The sequence below is a fragment of the Pseudomonas sp. G(2018) genome (genome assembly GCF_005502415.1).
GTDB lineage: Bacteria > Pseudomonadota > Gammaproteobacteria > Pseudomonadales > Pseudomonadaceae > Aquipseudomonas.
The window spans coordinates 1-3,931 of sequence record NZ_SCOO01000077.1; the positions used below are offsets into that span (position 1 = coordinate 1).

3 protein-coding genes and 2 pseudogenes are annotated in these 3,931 nt (G+C 56.7%); all 5 read left to right on the top strand.

Annotated elements, in window-relative coordinates; all coding sequences use genetic code 11:
* Window positions 1-218, top strand: a pseudogene (locus FFS64_RS30995) (hypothetical protein); the annotation flags it as partial.
* A gap of 12 nt (window positions 219-230) precedes the next feature.
* Window positions 231-722 carry a DoxX family protein gene (locus FFS64_RS31000; RefSeq protein ID WP_057978301.1) on the top strand — a complete coding sequence of 164 codons (492 nt, stop codon included), beginning with the start codon at window positions 231-233 and terminating at the stop codon, window positions 720-722.
* Between the two features lie 62 nt (window positions 723-784).
* A pseudogene (locus tag FFS64_RS32355) lies at window positions 785-1,540 on the top strand (MCP four helix bundle domain-containing protein); the annotation flags it as partial.
* Window positions 1,532-2,395 (top strand): methyl-accepting chemotaxis protein, encoded by an 864-nt coding sequence (locus tag FFS64_RS32360; protein WP_372242194.1) that lies wholly within the window; start codon window positions 1,532-1,534, stop codon window positions 2,393-2,395. The pseudogene FFS64_RS32355 and the gene FFS64_RS32360, both read left to right, overlap by 9 nt.
* 42 nt (window positions 2,396-2,437) lie before the next feature.
* Window positions 2,438-3,931: diguanylate cyclase domain-containing protein (locus FFS64_RS31010; protein WP_137808443.1), on the top strand; the 1,494-nt coding region annotated here is incomplete at its 3' end.

Consider the following 3,931-nt stretch of genomic DNA (forward strand, 5'->3'; position numbering starts at 1 on the left):
GGAGCATACACCCGGATGTTTCTGAAGCAGCCATGCTAATTCGTCAAGATTTAGATGTAGTAGTTGTCCGCATAGAACACGGTGCTGCGGAGTTCATCGAAAATTTGCACCGCGGTGCTGTCTTCGCTGATGCGGTTTCTACGGACGTCCCTTTTAACCTTGAGACGACATTGGCGCTGATGCTCCGCTACGGTGCCATCATTCGTTACAATATTTAGGAATAGTTCTCAATGCATGAAGCCCGCGTAGTGAAACTGATCAAATGGTTTATTGAGCAATTTGAGCGTACGCCTTATTGGTTGATCGCCTTGCTAGGACGCTTTTCTATTGCGGCCATTTTCTGGAAATCTGGAGAGACCAAAGTGCAAGGCCTAGCTCTCGACATAGTATCTGGAGAGTTTCAATTCGGGCTGCCAAGATTGGCTGAGTCGGCGGTGCTTTTGTTTAAAGAAGAGTATCGACTACCGTTGATTGCTCCCGAATCGGCGGCCATCATGGCGGCTTTTGCGGAGCATTTCTTCCCATTAATGATCTTAATTGGCTTAGCCACGCGTTTTTCCGCTCTGGCCTTGTTGATCATGACGCTGACTATCCAGCTGTTGGTCTATCCGGATGCGTACCCTACCCATGGTGTATGGGCCACGGTGCTGTTGCTGTTGCTGGCGAAAGGTCCTGGTGCTGTTGCTCTGGATCACTTCATTGCACGGAAATTCAGCCGATAAATGCCGCAAGGAAGTGCACCAGCCTCATGGAGCGACAACGACATGCATAAAGAAACACTGCGATGAGCATTCGACAACGCCTGACGATCAGCTATGCCATCGTCCTCATATTTCTTTTGGCCATCGTCCTCATCAGTCTGCAACGTTTCGACCTGCAGGCTCAGAGCATGCACGACGTGGTCGAAGGGGATGCCGCGCGTGCCGAGCAGGCCTCAGCCATCAACCTGCACGCTGAAACGGCTGCTAGTCGCTTACTTTTGCTCTTCGTCCTTGAAGACCGCGAACAGCGTACCGCCATCTATCAGGAGATCGACGCGCAGAACACCGAGATCGATCAAGCGCTGCGGGGATTTCGCGCATTGATGACCGAACCTGAGTCGCAGGCTATGCTCGCCCGCCTGGAAAGCCTGCGCAAGGACTACGAAATGCACTTCAGTGCCACTGTAGAGGAGCTGGAAGTGGGCGAGCGAGCCTCGGCCGTGCAGCTTATGACGGGGCCGACCCGCAGCGCACTCAATGCACTGTTGACGCAAACGACGGCAATGGCGGAGCAGCAACAACTGTCCATGCACGCACGCCAGACATTGGCAATGCAGGCATCCGAACGCTCAATCCAGTTGGTGCTCGCCCTGGGCTTCAGCGCGTTGATCGCAGGTCTGCTGATGGCCATTTATATGACCCGCAGTATCACTCAACCTTTGGATCGCGCGCGAATGGTGGCAGACCGGATTGCCGTTGGCGACCTCAGACACACGATCGACAATGCCGGCAACGATGAAATCGGCAAACTGTTGGCAGGCATGCGCAGCATGAGCGGGCGCCTGCGCACGTTGATCGGCTCGATCCTGAGCAGCGCAGCAAATGTAGACTCGGCGGCCGAGCAACTGCAGGTCCCAGCAGCCAAGGTCAAAGTGGACTCGGCACTGCAGAGCGAACTGGCGGGGTCTATCGATCGCTCCATCGGCCAGTTATCCCAAGGTATCGGCACGATGGCGGGCAACGTTTTGACCGCCCGCAACCAAGCCCTCAAGGCCCGTGATCTGGCGCAGGAAGGTGCTCAAGCCATCACCGTGGTTGCCGCGGAAATCGCCCAGATCGCCACGGCCGTCGACGGCTCGGCCCAATCGGTCGCCAGGCTCGGTCTGAGCGCCAAAGAAGTCGCAGGAGCGGTCAGCCTGATCCGCCAAATCGCCGATCAAACTAACCTCCTGGCGCTGAATGCCTCTATCGAAGCAGCAAGGGCCGGCGAGAGTGGTCGAGGCTTCGCGGTCGTCGCCGATGAAGTGCGTACTCTGGCCAATCGCACCGCGGATGTCACCGGAGAGATTGACCGAGTGATGACATTGATCAATCAACAGACCCAGAATGCGGCCCGTGATATCGACGCGGGCAAGCGCGGTATGGAGCACGGCATGGACTTGATACAGAGCATTGCCGTCCCGCTGGAGGCGTTACAGATCGATGCCCAGGATTCCCTCGACAACCTTGAACAACTGACTGAACTGGCGGCTGACCAGTCCCGGGAAAGCGAGGCGATTGCTGGCAACGTGCGCACCATCGTCGAGATGGCCAGGACCAACAAACAGGCTACCGATCAGCTTGCAACGGTCACCGACGAACTCTTGCAAACAGCCGCAAAATTACAGTCCTCGGTTGCCGCCTTTCGCCTGTAGTCGGGCGCAAGGAAGCCCTGCTTAGTAAGGAGGCACACCAGCATGATCGGCTTCACCCTGAAGCGATTCGCCCAGTTCGCCTCAATCCGCAACCGCTTGATCCTGGCGTTCTCCGCACTGCTCGGGCTTTTGCTGGCCCTCTCGGTGATGACCTCACATCGCCTCGAGACACTGGGCGCCAGCATGCACGAGTTCGTCGATCAGCCCGCCCGACTCGTCCTACTCGCCGAGCGCGCGAACCAGCACTCGCAATACGCCGCCATCCAGCTTCTGCGCCTTTTGCAAACCCCCGACCGGGATCAACGAATCCCTCTTTATGCGCAGATGGACGCGGCCATGACGGCATCGGATGCTGCAATTGCCAGCCTTGCGCATGCGGACAGTCGGGCCTACTCGCAATCTCAAATCGCCCAGGCTACCGAGTTGCGTCAACGCTATGGTGTCTTGTTTCAGGAGACGGTCGAGCTTATCGAAATCCAAGGCCTGACTCAGGCTCAAGCGCACTTTGAACTGTACACAGCCCCTGCACTGAATGCGCTACTGGATGTCACATTGCGCCTGACGGAGCGTCAACAAACACTGATGAACCTGGAGGTTGAGCATTTTGAGCAGTCCGCCACTGCCACACGCCTGCAAATAGTCGCGATTACGGCCAGCGCGCTGGTACTCGGCGCTCTGCTGGCCTTGTTGATCTCGCGCTCCATCGTCATACCCATAGGTGAAGCGGTCGCCGTGGCAGAAACAATCGCCGCGGGCAATTACAACGAGAACATTCCTCGCGGTAGAGGCCCGGAAATGCAGGTATTGCTGCGAGCGCTGGCGTTGATGCGCAAAAACATCGTGATCCGCGAGGAACGGATAACCCGCCTGGCCTATGTTGATAGCTTGACCGACCTACCCAACAGGGCACATTTCATGGAGGCGCTTGCCACGGCCAGCGCAGGTGAACATGGCGCCCTGATAATCCTCAATATCGATCGCTTCGCACCAATTAACAATGCCCTAGGTCATGCAGTGGGCGACCGTATGCTTAGTGAAATAGCCGCCCGCCTGCTCGCCTGCGTTGCCGCGTCCCACCTGGTTGCTCGACTTGGCGGTGATGAGTTCGTCATTCTGTACGAAGGCAGCGATAAATCCGCCATTTCCGGGTACATACAGATGATTCTGGACGCGCTACGCAGGCCGATGCGGCTCGATGGCCAGCGACTGGATATCGACGTAAGCCTGGGCGTAGTGTTTTATCCAGACGATGGTAATGACCCCACCGCCTTGCTCAGGCGCGCCGACCTGGCAATCAAGGCGGCCAAACGCCGGCACGACAGTTATGCATTTGCCGCGGAATTCGAAGACGTGGTGCAGCATGAGCAACTCACGTTACTCGGCGAGATGCGCGATGCCCTGATGCGAAATGAATTCGTCATTCATTACCAGCCAAAATTGAATCTTGCCAACGCTCGCATCAGCGGGGTTGAAGCACTGTTACGCTGGCAACATCCGATCAGGGGGCTGATTACACCTGATCTGTTTATCCCGTTT